Annotated in this window: 12 protein-coding genes; all 12 read right to left on the bottom strand. The window is 43.3% G+C overall.

Annotation, left to right across the window (positions count from 1 at the left end; all coding sequences use genetic code 11):
• Window positions 1-60: 60 nt before the first annotated feature.
• Complete coding sequence (gene galE / locus FTE26_RS13940) at window positions 61-1,077, bottom strand: UDP-glucose 4-epimerase GalE (protein WP_000026025.1); 1,017 nt, start codon at window positions 1,075-1,077, stop codon at window positions 61-63.
• Window positions 1,078-1,097: 20 nt separating this feature from the next.
• Entirely contained in the window at window positions 1,098-2,165 is a 1,068-nt protein-coding gene (locus FTE26_RS13935; RefSeq protein WP_000022058.1) for a glycosyltransferase, read from the bottom strand.
• 1 nt (window position 2,166) lies between these two features.
• Complete coding sequence (gene wzy, locus FTE26_RS13930; RefSeq protein ID WP_000610526.1) at window positions 2,167-3,402, bottom strand: O11 family O-antigen polymerase; 1,236 nt, start codon at window positions 3,400-3,402, stop codon at window positions 2,167-2,169.
• The gene (locus FTE26_RS13925; RefSeq protein ID WP_001322701.1) at window positions 3,399-4,124 is read right to left on the bottom strand and encodes a glycosyltransferase family 2 protein; all 726 of its coding nucleotides are present in this window, start codon (window positions 4,122-4,124) and stop codon (window positions 3,399-3,401) included. Before FTE26_RS13925 ends, wzy begins: the two co-directional genes overlap by 4 nt.
• A gap of 8 nt (window positions 4,125-4,132) precedes the next feature.
• Window positions 4,133-5,368: an O11 family O-antigen flippase gene (wzx, locus tag FTE26_RS13920; RefSeq protein ID WP_000916634.1), complete on the bottom strand. Its 1,236-nt coding sequence runs from the start codon at window positions 5,366-5,368 to the stop codon at window positions 4,133-4,135.
• 372 nt (window positions 5,369-5,740) lie between these two features.
• The gene (galF, locus tag FTE26_RS13915) at window positions 5,741-6,634 is read right to left on the bottom strand and encodes a UTP--glucose-1-phosphate uridylyltransferase GalF (RefSeq protein WP_001538012.1); all 894 of its coding nucleotides are present in this window, start codon (window positions 6,632-6,634) and stop codon (window positions 5,741-5,743) included.
• Between the two features lie 242 nt (window positions 6,635-6,876).
• The gene (locus tag FTE26_RS13910; protein ID WP_000999468.1) at window positions 6,877-7,872 is read right to left on the bottom strand and encodes an N-acetyl-alpha-D-glucosaminyl-diphospho-ditrans,octacis-undecaprenol 4-epimerase; all 996 of its coding nucleotides are present in this window, start codon (window positions 7,870-7,872) and stop codon (window positions 6,877-6,879) included.
• 157 nt (window positions 7,873-8,029) lie between these two features.
• Window positions 8,030-9,424 (bottom strand): colanic acid biosynthesis protein WcaM, encoded by a 1,395-nt coding sequence (gene wcaM / locus FTE26_RS13905; protein WP_001538013.1) that lies wholly within the window; start codon window positions 9,422-9,424, stop codon window positions 8,030-8,032.
• A 10-nt stretch (window positions 9,425-9,434) separates the two neighbouring features.
• A complete protein-coding gene (gene wcaL, locus FTE26_RS13900; protein ID WP_000862635.1) occupies window positions 9,435-10,655 on the bottom strand; it encodes a colanic acid biosynthesis glycosyltransferase WcaL in 1,221 nt (406 codons plus the stop codon).
• Complete coding sequence (gene wcaK, locus FTE26_RS13895) at window positions 10,652-11,932, bottom strand: colanic acid biosynthesis pyruvyl transferase WcaK (RefSeq protein WP_001538017.1); 1,281 nt, start codon at window positions 11,930-11,932, stop codon at window positions 10,652-10,654. The genes wcaL and wcaK overlap by 4 nt, the downstream gene beginning before the upstream one ends.
• 161 nt (window positions 11,933-12,093) lie before the next feature.
• Entirely contained in the window at window positions 12,094-13,572 is a 1,479-nt protein-coding gene (gene wzxC / locus FTE26_RS13890; RefSeq protein ID WP_001538018.1) for a colanic acid undecaprenyl disphosphate flippase WzxC, read from the bottom strand.
• A 1-nt stretch (window position 13,573) separates the two neighbouring features.
• A complete protein-coding gene (gene wcaJ / locus FTE26_RS13885) occupies window positions 13,574-14,968 on the bottom strand; it encodes an undecaprenyl-phosphate glucose phosphotransferase (RefSeq protein WP_077717716.1) in 1,395 nt (464 codons plus the stop codon).
• Between the last annotated feature and the right edge of the window lie 49 nt (window positions 14,969-15,017).

The raw sequence follows: 15,017 nt of genomic DNA, 5'->3' as shown, positions 1-15,017 counted from the left end.
TTCATATATACAGATAACAATACAGTAAGCAATGAAATGGATGATTATAATTGTTTCAATTTACTCTTTATATCCATTTGGATTCATTGTTTGCCATCTCCATGCATCTTCCACCATATTATTAAGAGTCCTTTTAGCAACCCAACTTAGCTGCTCGTTTGCTAAGGAAGGATCGGACCAACATTCAGCCACATCTCCATTTCGCTCAGAAACGATACGGAAAGGTATATCGCGTCCTGTTTCCAGTTTAAAAGCGTCGATGATATCTAACACACTATAACCTTGACCAGTGCCTAAATTAAAAACTTTAAGCCCCCGGTTTCTATTGAGATTTTTTAAAGCGGCAAGATGCCCCTCAACTAAATCGACTACATGGATATAATCTCTTACACCTGTTCCATCTTTTGTCATATATTTATTACCAAAAACATTTAGATAGGGTAATTTTCCAATTGCGACTTGCGCAACATAGGGAAACAGGTTATTAGGAGTTCCTAAAGGATCTTCTCCAATTAATCCAGTCTCATGAGCACCTACAGGATTAAAATATCTTAGTATTGTGATATTTGCGTCGCTATTCGCGTTACAAAAATCACGCAATATATGTTCCACCATAAACTTTGAACGACCGTACGGATTGATCACCTCACCGACAGGGTGTTTTTCAGATATTGGAACATAATGAGGATTGCCATAGACAGTAGCAGACGAACTAAAAATTAGATTAGAAATATTCGCTTTCTGCATTTCATCAAGTAATATTAGAGTCCCCAAAAGATTTGTGTCGTAATATTCTAATGGTTTTTTAATGGACTCGTTAACAGATTTTAAACCCGCAAAATGTATTACAGTAGAAACATTATATTTTGAAAAGATATTTTTTAATATATGTCTATCTCTAATATCACCACGTAATTTTTTTATCTTAGATAAGCAAATTTCCTCTACTCGTTCTAGAGATTTTGGAGAGGAATTGCAATAATTATCTAGCGATATAACATCATATCCATTTTGCAATAAAGTTAATATAGCATGTGAGCCAATATAGCCAGCCCCACCAGTCACAAGTATGCTCATACTTTAATAGCTCCAATACCTTAATTTTCTTGACTATTGGCTCGATTGATCAAACTCATCCACTGAGCACTAACTATTTCTTCTGAATAATGTCTATTCACGAATAGGAATCCTGCATTTCCGTGTTCGGTTCGTTTAACATTATCTTCAAAGTAAGTTAGTTTTTCCTGAAATTCAATTTGAGATTGACACACAAATCCGCCACCCGATGAAGAAATCACGCTACTTGTCCCTCCAGATATATCCATTGAAATTACAGGTAATCCGTAGGACATAGCTTCAAGTATTGTAACAGGAAAACATTCAAAGTATGAACCGGATACAAAAACATCACTTTTTGCCAAAAAAACATCTGTGTTTAAACTCGGCCCATGAAAGTGTATTTGGTTGTTATTCTTATATTTAGATTTGAGATACTCCAGCTCTTGACCACCTCCTACAATGTGTAAAACATACTTTTTTGTAGACGGGTGATTTATTACTGCATTAATTAACCTTTGAACTCCTTTATCTTTAACAATCCGACCAATATAAATCAAATCAAGAGTTTCTTTTCCTTGATGTATGCGCTTATATTTTTGCTTTTTGATTGAATTTGGTATAATTACAACCCTTTTACAAAAACTAAACTTATCTTTTTCCTTGTGAGAATTACAAACTACTACAGCTTTTTTATTAAGAGACAAAAGAAATTTAAATACTTTTCTCCAAAAAATACTATTCTTGTCAAATGGATAATGTTCCCAGCAAATAATTTTATTCTTATTATACCGAAAAAAACCAATCAATAACAATAATGATGATGTAGCTATATCCGTGGAAATTATTAATTCAAGGTCTTTACTTTTGGCACTCAAAAAAAACAAATATTTAATGTAAAACCTTAATTTGCTTTCTTCATATGCAGTATTGTCTTGGAATAAGTAGTTTTTCCGATTATCTTCTCTAACTTGTATCTCTTGTGCGTTTATTGCTGAAAAACATCTCACTTGTAGGCTGTTTTTAGTTAATATATCAATTAGATTTTCAACTGCTTTCTCAGTGCCACCTATTTTATTTTTATACAGCTTAAAGACTCCAATGGACATTTTATTGACTCACTCTTATATATTCTGCTGATTTAACTTCTTTATTGAATAGGAATAATGAGGGCTTATACAATATATCGCACCAAGACACATAAATAATATCTTTACCCATATTTGCCTGTGCCAAATTTATGATTGAACATGCGGCAATGAGTATTAAGAAGATCAGATGCTTACATAGTTTGCTAATTTTATTAATATCGTAGGAGAAAAATATATAACTATATAATAACACCCAGAAAATGGAAAATCGATAAAATAAATCAGGCGATAACGATAAAAGGCATATCAGCAAAAGAAGTAAACTGCAAAAATTTTTGATTTGTGACTCTTGCCTCGTCATTTTTTTATTAAATAAAATTAAATAGATAAAAGTAAAAATAAAAAATACTGACGGTAATATGATCTTATTCAAGATATATTCATTAGTGCTCAGCAAGCTATTGCTTATGCCTATGGTTACAGAGTCCATATATTCGGGAAAGTAAAAACCTAAGCTTTCCAATAATGGCCTAATCAATTGAAATAGCAAAGAAGATATTAATCCATCATGGTTAAGGATTAGAACTAATATTATTAAATACAATATTGTTTTGTTAAGTCTTATTAATTTGCTGACAAAAAAAACACCTAGCAATAGTATTGCGCTGGGATGAATACAACATGAAATAATTGCAGAAAATATAATTTTTTGTGACTTATACCTATTATTTTCACTGGTGAAATACTGTACAATCATATAAAGCATAATACTAAATGCAAGATATTGCCGCAATGAACTAGCTATAGCAAAAAATGGGATTACGCTTATTAGAATATATAAATATATACATCTATGAGATAATTCCGGATTGTATTTTTTAATGTAATTAACATATATATTAAAATAAAAAATATATGATAAAAATGTTGAAAAAAAAGGTAAAAATTCTTTTTTTATTCCTAAAGATTTAAATAAATAAATAACAGTATTTATTGTAATATATCTATTGTCACTATTTTCAAAAACTTTGTTTAGTGATGTTTGACTAACATATAAATATGTTTCATAATGCCTAGTCAAATCCCAATTTTCATAAGGTATTAACAAAAATGCTAGTACCCCTAGCATAAATGAACATACATAAACACTCCATCTGGCCCCATTAATCATTTCAATCATTGCTAATAATAAAGCAAGAGGCAAATAAATTATTGAAATAAATGAAGCACTAATTTTTATGTTTCTATTAATCATCTTTTTATAACTTTTCTCATAAATAGGTAAATATCTGCTAACGCCGCATATAATTTCCCGTTTCTTTTCTTTCGGATTTGTCTCGCTTCCTCCAATGCTAATTTTACATTTTTAGCGCTAAGGCCGGCATTTCTCATCGAAGAGATATTTTTATCAATATAATGAAAGATATAACCTTGTTTCTTCAATTTTAGCAAAAGATCATAATCAGAAGCAATTTTATAGCTAGTATTAAATAAATTTTCTCTGTGGATATCTTTTTTAATAAATGTGGCCGGATGGCTTAAATTCATATCTATATGTAGTTTCCAGTCTTTCGGCCTCCGGACCTGAATAACATCCAAGCTATCAGCCTCTACCAAAGACATATTTCCATAAATAACATCATATTTATTTTCTTTCATTACTTTTATTACTTGACATAATACATCTTTATTATAAAAATCATCAGCGTTTATAAATCCTATATAATTTCCAGATGCTTTTAACACACCTTTATTCATTGCATCATATATACCATTATCATTTTCAGAAATGATATATGAAATTTCATTTTTGTAAGAATTAACAATATTTAGAGTATTATCCGTTGATGCACCATCAATTATAATATATTCAATGTCATCATTGCAGTTTTGTGATAAGACACTTTTTATAGTATCTTCGATATACATTTCGCCATTGTACACAACGGTAACTATTGTTAAAGTTGGTTTATTCATTGTTAGCCCTACAATAAATTTAAATTATTTAATTTATTTGTTTTCTTAATCAAAAAGTAAAATCTCGCCATTATTATAAACTCAGTTGAAATAACTCCTATTGCTGTACCAACTCCTGAGTATTCATTAGTCAAATAAGTAATTATCAGTAGGCCTATTAATCCACTGGTAGTAATAATTTTTGTAAACTCTTTTTTCATACCAATAGGGATCATTACTAAAATTGCAATATAATTACTTACCGTAACTATTGCTGGAGTAAAAGCTAAAACCTTGAGTATTTCTAAAGATTCATGATACGTTTTTCCATACATGATTAAAATTATATCGTCTGCAAAAAAGTAAAGAAATATAGAAAGTACTAACATCAGTGAAAATTGCCATCGAAACACTTTCCTGGCTAATAATAGTCCATCGTCATGATTATCCTTCATTATATAAGTTACTCTAGGAAAAACAGCTTGGGTTATAGGACCAATAACGCCTTGTAGTGCAAGCCTAATTTTATCTGCAGCGATAAAATATCCCACTGCAGTTGTTCCTGATAATGCACCTAATATTATTGTTGAACTAGTAGTATAAAGGCTTATTGCTGCAGAGGAAATGAAGTAATGCCATCCATCATAAATTAACTCTTTCATTTTGGATAAGGATGGTGGTACCCATATTATTTTTTTAAGAGAAAATAAAAAATATGTAGATATTATACCTGCAATAACTGTTATTGATGATTGTATTGTTATCGCTATACCAAGATCCTTTTCACTTTTAACCAATAAAAATGTTAAACATAGTGTAAGTAAGCGTGCGGAAAACATACTTATCGCTATTCCTAACATTTTTTCCAGCCCTTGAAAAAACCATACTGGATATATTAAATTTCCTACGACAGATATGTATGCAAGAATGATAAATTTAATTTGGTAATCAATGATATTCAATTCCGAAATTAAATAAATAATTAACAAACCAAGAGATGCTGCAATTATTTTGATAAACGTTACATTCCAAAAAACTTTACTTATGGAATCAGTATTTTCCCTTGATATTGATATGATTTTGGGCGCTGAGTAGTTAAATCCGTAATCAATAAATAATATAAAATATTGGACCACAGCAAAACTATACCCATATATCCCGTATCCTGTAGGTTCAAGGATCCTGACAAGATAAGGCAGTGTGACCAATGGAAATATATAATTGCCACCTTGAACGCTTAATAAATAGATGATGTTTTTTAACATAACGAGCCTACGTACTTAACAAGTCTTATTTTGCACGATAGTTTACAATTTGTTAAGTAATATGGGATAAACATTTAATTCACGCTACCGCCCCTGGCTCAACAGCTACCAGCGTACTGCATGCATGTCCTAATTGTAACTAGCATTAACCGTTATGGTTAGTTCGAAAAGCTTAACTCTGAACGTTTTACCAAATCGCTTCAGAGATGGAGAAAATCTCAGCCTCCCACAATAAATGCCTATTGAAAAGTTATTGTTACTCATATTTAGAACGGTATAAAGAAAGAATGAGGCAATGAGTACAATTAGCCCCACCAATCTTCACCGCCGTTATAATTTTCTTATCACCCGTTACATTCGGTCAGATTTTCATTATTCGATTAACAGCTTCTCAATACCTTTGCGGAACTTCGCCCCTTCTTTCAAGTTGCGTAGTCCATACTTCACAAACGCCTGCATATAGCCCATTTTTTTACCGCAGTCGTAACTGTCGCCAGTCATCAGCATTGCATCAACGGATTGTTTTTTTGCCAGCTCAGCAATAGCATCAGTCAGCTGAATACGCCCCCATGCACCAGGTTGAGTGCGTTCAAGTTCCGGCCAAATATCGGCAGAAAGCACATAGCGACCAACGGCCATGATGTCTGAGTCCAGCGTCTGCGGCTGATCCGGTTTTTCGATAAATTCAACAATGCGGCTGACTTTACCTTCACGATCCAGCGGTTCTTTGGTCTGGATGACGGAGTATTCAGAGAGGTCACCCGGCATACGTTTTGCCAGCACCTGGCTACGGCCCGTTTCATTGAAGCGCGCAATCATGGCAGCAAGGTTGTAACGCAACGGGTCGGCGCTGGCGTCGTCGATCACAACGTCCGGCAGCACCACGACAAATGGGTTGTCGCCAATGACGGGGCGTGCACACAAAATGGAGTGGCCCAAACCTAAAGGTTCACCCTGACGCACGTTCATAATGGTCACGCCCGGCGGACAGATAGATTGTACTTCCGCCAGCAGTTGACGCTTCACGCGCTGTTCAAGGAGAGATTCTAATTCATAAGAGGTGTCGAAGTGGTTTTCGACCGCGTTCTTGGACGCGTGAGTTACCAGGAGGATTTCTTTGATCCCTGCAGCCACAATCTCGTCAACAATGTACTGAATCATTGGCTTGTCGACGATCGGTAGCATCTCTTTGGGAATCGCCTTAGTGGCAGGCAACATATGCATCCCAAGACCTGCTACCGGTATAACTGCTTTTAAATTCGTCATTCTTTTCCTACCTCTAAGTGGCTGATAGTGCGTAAATTATTGCCATAGGTTAGCCAAACGTTATGGCTATATACCAAAGCTTAGTTCCGCATAACTTTGATTAAACCTTACGATAACACTACACACCATCAGCATCTGGGTTACTCGGATTACTCGGAATTCCGCATACTGATAATTTAATCAGTACCTCTTTCCGAATAATAGTAGTCCAACCTGGTCCTTTTTTCTCTGACTCGTCTGCATTACTCAGAAACAAACGTTATGTCGTCTTTTTTGGCATGAACGAATTCATACTGCAGAGTTCGATCCAGACCTTGCGACAGCGTATACGGTGCCACAAAACCTGAAGAATGCACTTTCGTTGCGTCAAACTGTGTTGTTGCGCAGAATTTTTTCACGCGCACAGAGCTGACAGCGTATTTTTTGCCCGTAATTTTGCTCAGGATATCAAAGCAATATCCACCCAGCATTCCTAGTGGGTAAGGCAAGTGCACAGAAGGGATCTTTTTGTTCAGGCTTTGTTCAACTTCAGCAACCAACTGGTTCATGTTCAGGTCTGGCTTATCAACATAGTTATAAACCTCATAACCTGCGGCAACATTCTTCAGTTTGTACTTGATAAACTCAACAATGTTTCCAACATAAGCCATGGACTTATAGTTAGTCCCTGCGCCCACCATCATAAACTTGCCGCCAGCGATCTGTTTCAGCAAGTTATAGACGTTACCGCGGTTGCGTTCACCGAAGATAACGGTAGGACGGATGATGGTTAATGAACGTTCTGTTGGTGCTTTGTTATACCATTCACGCAGCACTTCCTCTGCCTGCCACTTACTTTTGCCGTAGTGGTTGAAAGGGTCGTGTGGATGGTTTTCGTCAGGGTTGTGTTTGTTCAAACCATAAACAGCAACGGAACTGGTAAAGATGATATTTTTAACGCCATTTTTTTCCATGGCCGCCAGCACATTGCGGGTACCCTGAACGTTGACATCATAATAGAGAGAAGTAGGGCTGACGTCATCGCGGTGTTCCGCTGCCAGTAGTACAACAGTGTCAAAACCGGCTAACGCCTGGTCGAGTGCCTGTTGATCACGAACATCGCCAATCTGTGTGATTTCTGGATAAAAGTGGCTCTGCTGTTTGTCCAGGTTCTTGATATTAAAGTCAGCAATTGCCGTTTCAAGTAGTCGGGTTCCTACGAATCCGGAAGCTCCTATGAGCAAAACGTTATCGTTCATAAATCACTTTAGTCTGGTTGTTACGTAAGAAACACAAGATAAAGATGAGTACCTTCCCTGAGTAGTCAATGCTGCCCAGCCCCAGCTTTAACAGTTAGTGTGAGGATTATAATCTTTTAGAACATTATATCCAGTAAGTTTATGAATGGTCGCAAATCTACTCCCTCCGTTCTGGCAATCTAAAGTTAATCTTCTCCACATTAACAATATGGTGATTAATCCTGTCGATATCGACGGAGATTTGTCCTTTTTCATTCACCGCATGAACATTTGCAAGAGACAGCAGTGTTTCTTTTTTCGCCATAAACACGCCGCGAACGTCTTTGCGCATGTCAAAGTTCATGCTCAATGCGGGTCCAACTGAGGATTCCTGCATCACATTGATATTTCGCATAAAAAGATGTTGCGGTTTGTTGTGTAACTCCAGCGACGCACGCTTCATCTCAATGTTAGTCAGCGCCACAAAGGAGACAGCATTCCCGGCGGAGATTTGGATGCCGCGCAATTTATAAGCAAGATGAGTATTATCCAGTTGAATATCATTCACTCGGAAATTCTGCGGTATCGAGAGATATTTGCCTTTAATTACCCCATAGCCGATTAACATCCCGGCACTATTAATCATTTCAATATTATCAATCACAAAGTTGTCACAACCATAAATAGCAACTGTGGCGTTATCAATACCTGCTTTCTTACTGAAATCCGGCGTGATATTACGAGCTTTGATATTACGGATAACAAAATGTTTACCATTTTCAACATGGATCAGTTGCCGACAATCTGATCCCGTGATATTCGCAACGACAAAGTTTTTCACTGCCTGGTCTTCCGGGTAGTTGTTATCGTAGGTACTTCCCGCAAGACCTATGCCAATGCCCCAGTTGATTTTGCCGTTAGTACAGTTGATGCGCTCGATGACATGGTCAGATATCAAAATATCACTGTCGTTAATTGCCACGTTCCATTCAATGGCGTCGCCTTGTAAGTCACTGAACTTACAATTGGTGATGTTGGCACCGATTATCTGGTTATGAAATCCCTGGCGCAAAATAGCGTAATTAGCGTGGTTAACGGTGAGATTATCGATGGTCAGGTTGCGCATGACCCGTTTATTTTTGCCGCCGATATAAATCTGCGTTACCGGGCCAAAACCGCTCATCGCCAGCCCTTTGATGATGCAGTCAGAACCGCGCACATCCAGGGTGATGTTATGCATACGGCCGCCCTTCTCCCCTGTCACCTGGCTGCCGTCTTGTAAGACAAAACGCCCTCTGCCGTTGCCGCGCAGGCTTCCAAGGATGTGCAACGTTTTGCCAGGAGGAATGAAGATGCCGGTGTTGATATTTTCACAAACGAATCCGGCAGGCACGACGACCGTTTGCCCTTCGCTGAAGGCTTGTTTAAATGAGGCGATCCAGTCGTGTGGGTTGTAGTCGTTAATGTTAACGATTTGTCGGGCGGGAAGCGCGCGAGCGAAAGGGGTATGGAGGAAGGCAAGCGCCGAGCTTGCCGTCAGGAAGGTGCGTCGGGAGAGTTTTTTAAATGGCATACGTTCTCCTCTATAAAGCCTGCAGCAAGCTGGCGAGTTCTCGATTGATCACCTGCTGGTTAAAATCGTGTTCGACTTTTTCGCGCGCACGTTTGACAACCGTAGTAAGTTCGTCGGTGTCCAGTTGGCTAAACGCCGCCAGTCGTTGCGCCAGTGCACAGGCATCGTTCTCAGGCACCAGCCAACCGGATTTATCGGCCTCCACCAGTTCCGGTATTCCGCTGTGCAGAGTAGAAACAACCGGAATGCCAACCGCCATCGCTTCCATTAGCGCCACCGGAATACCTTCCATATCGCCATCCGCACCTGTAACCGATGGCAACAGGAAGACATCCGCGTCATCGAGCATCGCTTTCACTTCATGGCTCGGTTTAAAGCCCGGCATCTCTATCACATCTTCCAGTTGATATTGTTCGATGAGGGTGCGCAGGCGTCGTTCCCACGGGCCAATGCCGAGGATGCGATAGCGAAATGCCACGCCCTGCTCTTTCAACTGGCGGCAGGCTTCAATCGCCACATGCAGGCCTTTTTTCTCGGTTAAGCGTGCGACGGAGATGATTTCCAGCGGCGTTGCGGGCGCTTTCACCGGACGCGGGCTAAAACGCGTCATGTCCACGCCCATGCGCGATACGGCGATTTTTTCCCTCGGGCAGCCCATTTTTTGCAGCCTTCCGGCCCACAGATTGCTTATTGGTAACATCAGGTCGCCACGGCGAAACAGTTGTTGATATTCGGGAGTGTAGTGGTTGAGCACTTCCCGACTGGAGATATCAATACCGTGGAAGATAGTGGCAATTTTGCCGCGAATGACACCCAGTTCGCGTAGTTTTGCCGCGGTTACCCCAGCAGGGCCAAAATGAGCGATAAACACATCGGCATGAAACGGTGTTGCGACCTGGCCGCAAATGGCAGACAAAATCAGGTTCCGCGACTCAGCACCATAGCGTTTGAGGTTAAGCGCCTGCCAGGTATTTTTACGATGAATACCGCGCAACGTCTGGCTGGCGCGGTGGCGCAGTTTCGCCACTTTGCCTTGTGGCTCGTCCTGTAACCAGCGGGTTCTGGCGGCAAGGTTATATTTTGTCCATGCCGCGTGGGTGTTTTGTGTGTCGCCTTTTTGCAGCGCGACAATCTCCACCTCAAAGCCCATATCAATAAACGCGGTAATTTGATTGAGGACGAAGGTTTCCGACGACAGTGGAAATTTCAGTAAAAAGAAGCCGACCTTCATTTCGCCTCCCCGATGCGTTCAAGCACAGATTTCACCATCTGCATTCCCGTCTGACGTTCGCGACTGACGGCTTCGTTAAGTCGCGTGTTCAGTGCCGGAAGCTGGCCTAAGGTATCCGCAACCATCGCTTGCAGGCTGCCGTCTAATAAATGACGGATATCAATTGCCATCTCTGGTAGCCCCAGTTGTTGCATAATCCCGGCGGATTTATGTTCATAGTTGATGGCAATCGCCGGAGTGGCAAAGTTCATCGAGATAATGGCAGAGTGCAGGCGCGTACCGACGGTGAGTTCACAGGCCCCCAGAATTTTGCCCATTTCCAGATCGTTGAGTTCATCCATCACCACGTGGTAACGGGCAGGATCGCTGATGTGCTGGCGAAGATTGAGCGCCACCATGCGGTCGTCTTTGTTATAGCTGTCGATACCCGTACAGGTGGAGAGCGCAATCACCTGATACCCTTCGTCGAGAATGCGATTGACCACCCCGGCAAAGGCTTTTTCATACGCTTGCTGAGTGGTGCCGAGACGTTTGTCGAACGGTGCCAGTTCGCGCAGGGTAATTGCTACCGTTTTCTGTTGTGCGGCAACGTCCAGCCAGTGTTGAACGGCATAGCTGGCGGTGAAGTCTTCTGTGTGGTGATCGACCAGCCACGCAGTATCGACGCCATGTTCGACTTTTGCGGTGGTGATATTGCTGCGTTTCATCAAATCAAGGCTGACCGATTCGCGCAGGATCAGCGCGTCGCAGTGACCAAAAACGTAGTTCGCCAGTTGGTTAAATTGCTCATCCTGGAATGGACCAACGCTGTGACCAATCATAAATAGCGGCTTTTTCGCCATGAAAGTGCAAAGCGCGTGTTCAAACTGCGGCACGCCGTAGAGATCGACAAAAAACGATCCGCCGACCTGAATAATGGCGTCGTAACCTGACAGCAGGCGCACGAAGTCAGTGAATCCCTGGGCGATGGCGATATTACGCAGCTTGCCAGTGTCGGTGACGCGTGAGAGCAATACCTGATGCTGATAGCGGCGACGGAGGACTTTTTTAACGCGCCCGACAACGCCCGCCGCGCTGTTGTGTTTTTTCATTTGCAGGAACAGCGGATCGCCCATTACCGGGCGGTTGAGCAGCCAGGAAGAACTGACCGGATAGCGGCTCATCACGTCCACTTCGGCGTGTGGATTGAGGATGTTGATGGCATCAAGTAAGCCGCGCAGGATGGCGCTGTCGCCACGATTGCCGCAAGTGTGGTTGCCCAGAATAAGTAATTTCATTATGACCTCAAAAGGAGTTCTAAATTGCGTCGGTGCTATGGTTGATGATTAAGAGTTAAACCGGTGACATATTCAAAGCTGTGCTCGATCAGTCCCCTCGCCCCCTGGGGAGAGGGTTAGGGTGAGGGGGAAAATGCGCACGACCTTACGGGGATAGCCATTCACCCCGCCCGTAAAAGCATTTTCATTTTTTCGCTGCGACAAAACTGACGCTTCACTTCCACCACCAGCGGATGGCGCGACAGCACAATCATCACCACAAACGCCAGCACGCCCGCGGCTATTTGCACCGCCAGCAGCATCCCCAGCGCCAGTTGCCCTTTCAGCAATAGGCCCAGCGCATAACTGACCACCAGTGTCGGCAGCGAGAGATAAAACGGCAGCCACAAACTCAGGATGTACTGACGATAACTGGAACCGAGCACCGGTTTAATCATCACGAAATAGCTCAGAATGGTGTTGATCATCTGCACCAGCAGGAAACCAAGCGTGACGCCGATTGCGCCCGCCATCTGCCCACCAATAACAATCGCCGGAATAAACATAAAGGTTTTGAATACGTTGAATTTAAAGCTGATATCGACCCGCGCTTTCGCCATCAGCAGCGAACCAATCGGGTTCCCCACTGAGCGCAGCAGCCCCACCACACACAGCAATTGCAGCACCGGAATAATGCTGTTCCACTTCTCACCAAAGACCAGCGGTACACAGTTATTCGACACCACCATCAGCCCCAGCAGCGCCGGAAAGTTGATAATCCCCACTACCGACAGCAGCTTGTAGAAGTTAACGCGCAGCTTTTCGGTGTCGTCCTGAATTTTGGCAAATGCCGGAAACAACACGCGGGTGATGATTGGGTTCAGCTTCATCGGCGGCACAACGGCCACGTTGTACGCCAGGTTGTATCCCCCTGCCACGCCCGCGCCGAGAATACGCGCCAGCACCAGCGTTGAAAGGTTGGTATTGAGATAGTTGATGATGCTGTCCGCCGTCAGCCAGGCACCAAAGCGTAAGTTCGGTGCCACCGACGCCAGCGAGAAATGCAGACCGGGGCGATAAATTTTGCGACCAAAGTAGCCAAACAGCAGCGTTCTTACCGCACTATTGACCAGATAACCGAGGATCGCGGTCATCGCCAGTGGCCAGAAATGGGCGCTAACCACCGTAAAAGTGAAGCCCGCCAGCACCGCGCTGGTTTCGATCATGCCGATTTTGTTGAACTCCAGCTCTTTTTGCATCAACGCGCGGAACTGCTGTCCGTGGGGGATCACCACAAACGCCAGCGACAATATTTTAATCAACGGTGCCAGGTCTGGGTTGTTCAGCACGTCACCAATGAGATCACTCAACAAAAACACCGCCACGCACACCACAAGCCCCAGCCCGACGTTCAGCCAGTACAACGTGGTAAGTTCCAGGTGACTGATTTCTTTTCGCTGAATAATCGAGTTAGCGATACCGAAGTCAGAAAGCGTATCTGCCAGCGCGATAATCACCAGCGACACGGTAAGCAGGCCGAACTGGTGGTTGTCGATAATCCGCGCCAGCACGGTCATCTGCACCAGCCCGAGGCCGATGATGATCACCGTGGCAATCGCCGACCACTTCGCGCCGCTGATGGTTTTTTCACGTAAGCTCATATCAATATGCCGCTTTGTTAACGAAGCCCTTGAATACCGTCAGGAAAACGATTTTGATATCGAACCAGACGCTCCATTCGCGGATGTACTCAAGGTCGAACTCGACGCGTTTTTCCATTTTCTCCAGCGTGTCGGTTTCGCCACGCCAGCCATTAATCTGCGCCCAGCCGGTAATGCCCGGTTTCACCTTATGGCGCAGCATGTAGCCTTCAATGAGCTGTCGATACTGTTCGTTATGCGCCACCGCGTGCGGACGTGGACCGACAATCGACATCCCGCCAGTCAGCACATTGATAAACTGCGGCAATTCGTCCAGCGAGGTGCGGCGCAGAAAGTTCCCCACTTTGGTGACGCGCGGATCGTTCTGCGTCGCCTGAGTCACCACTTTGTCGTTCTCCATCACTTTCATGGATCGGAACTTCCACACTTTGATCGGTTTGCCATCCATGCCGTAGCGAGTCTGGCGGAAAATAACCGGCCCCGGTGAGCTCAGTTTCACCGCCAGCGCAATGCAGCACAGCACCGGGGAGATCAGCAGCAGGATAAGCGTCGCCAGCACAATGTCTTCCGCACGTTTGAGCAGGCGGTTAACCCCGGAAAGCGGCGTGTCATACAGCGGCACCACCGGTACGCCATTCATCTCTTCGAGGCGTGAATGGAGAATGTTGAAGGTAAAGACATCGGGGATCAGCAGCACCGAACAGGTGGTGTCCGCCAGTTGATGGACCAGTTTTTTCACTCGCGCGCCGTCGCACATCTGCATCGCGATATAGACGTTATGAATCTTGCCCGCTTTCGCATCCTCGACCAGTTGTTGCAGATTGCCCGCCCTGTCGTTAGAAACGCCGCCCGGTTTTGGGTCGTGGTATACGCCCACCACTTCAAACCCTAACCACGGCTGATTACGGAAGCTCTCCATCAGCATTTGTCCGGCGGCTAAATCCCCCGCTACGGCGACCATGCGCTTGTTATAGCCATGATTACGCAGCCAGCCCGCCCCAATGCGAATACATGAACGGCAAACCACCAGTCCGATACTGGTCAGCCCATACCACGCCAGCCAGATTTTCAGTTGCGTGTCGAAATCATTGTTGAACGCCACCAGTCCGGCGCTGAAAATCACGCTTAAGGTCCAGTTTTGTAGCAGCAGGGCAAATTCTGTCGCTGCCCGAACACCGCGCCATGAGCGATAAAAATCGGTGATGCCGCCCAGCATCTGGAACACCACCAGCGTAATCAGCGCCACCAACAGGTGCATGTAGAGGAATGACAGTCCGCTCACTTCGCAAACCAGCCATAGCCCGGCAAACATGATGGTGATATCTGAAAAGCGTTGCACCATAGAGATTAACGATGCATTGGTTTTCGCTCGCTCGCGCTTTTTTAGATTTGTCATCGTTGTTCCTGTTATTAGCCCCTTACCCGCAGTGGGGTAAGGGAAGATC

Origin of the sequence: Escherichia sp. S10b, from assembly GCF_028421345.1 — a bacterium.
GTDB lineage: Bacteria > Pseudomonadota > Gammaproteobacteria > Enterobacterales > Enterobacteriaceae > ECMA0423.
This window is presented reverse-complemented; position numbering and strand designations above follow the sequence as displayed.